General features: G+C 59.6%; 1 protein-coding gene. It reads left to right on the forward strand.

The features are described from left to right. Window positions 1-566, forward strand: a 566-nt coding sequence (locus E2F50_RS22825) for a DNA-methyltransferase (RefSeq protein WP_133318483.1), incomplete at its 5' end; no start/stop codon positions are given. Window positions 567-711 lie beyond the last annotated feature (145 nt).

Here is a 711-nt window from a genome sequence, read left to right on the forward strand (position 1 = left end):
GCACAGTGTTCTCTGAGTTCAAGAACCTGTGCGTCTGGAACAAGACCAATGGCGGCATGGGGTCGTTCTATCGGTCCAAGCATGAGCTGGTCTTTGTCTTCAAGAAAGGTAGCGCTCCGCACATCAACAATTTTGGGCTTGGGGATACCGGGCGCTATCGCACCAATGTCTGGGACTACCCCGGCATCAGTTCGCTGGGGGCGGCGCGAGACGAAGAGCTCGCCATGCATCCCACCGTCAAGCCGGTGGCCTTGATCGCGGACGCGATCCGGGATTGCTCCAAGCGCGGCGATACTGTGCTCGACGTTTTTGGCGGTTCTGGTTCGACATTGATCGCGGCCGAGCAATGTGGCCGCGCGGCCAGGCTGCTCGAACTCGATCCTCTTTACTGCGATACCATCATCCGCCGTTTCGAGCGCGTGACGGGTGAGCCTGCTCGGCTGGAGGGGAATGGATCGACATTCCAGCAGATCAGCGGCGAACGGTTGAGCGACAGCGTCAACGGTCGCCAAGAGGATGATGCGGCCACCGCGACAAACACCAAACTCATGAAGGGAGCGGCATAATGGCTGGCAGAAAGTATAGAGGCCGACGCGGCGGCGCGGGTAATGATGGAAACGATAGCCGGGACAAGCTGACCCCATTGCAGGAGGCCTTGCTGAAAGAAGCTGCGCGGGAGGTCACCATTAGCGGAAATGGCCGCTCCGACAC

It is taken from the genome of Rhizobium deserti (assembly GCF_004358025.1).
In the GTDB taxonomy this organism is placed as follows: Bacteria; Pseudomonadota; Alphaproteobacteria; order Rhizobiales; family Rhizobiaceae; genus Neorhizobium; species Neorhizobium deserti.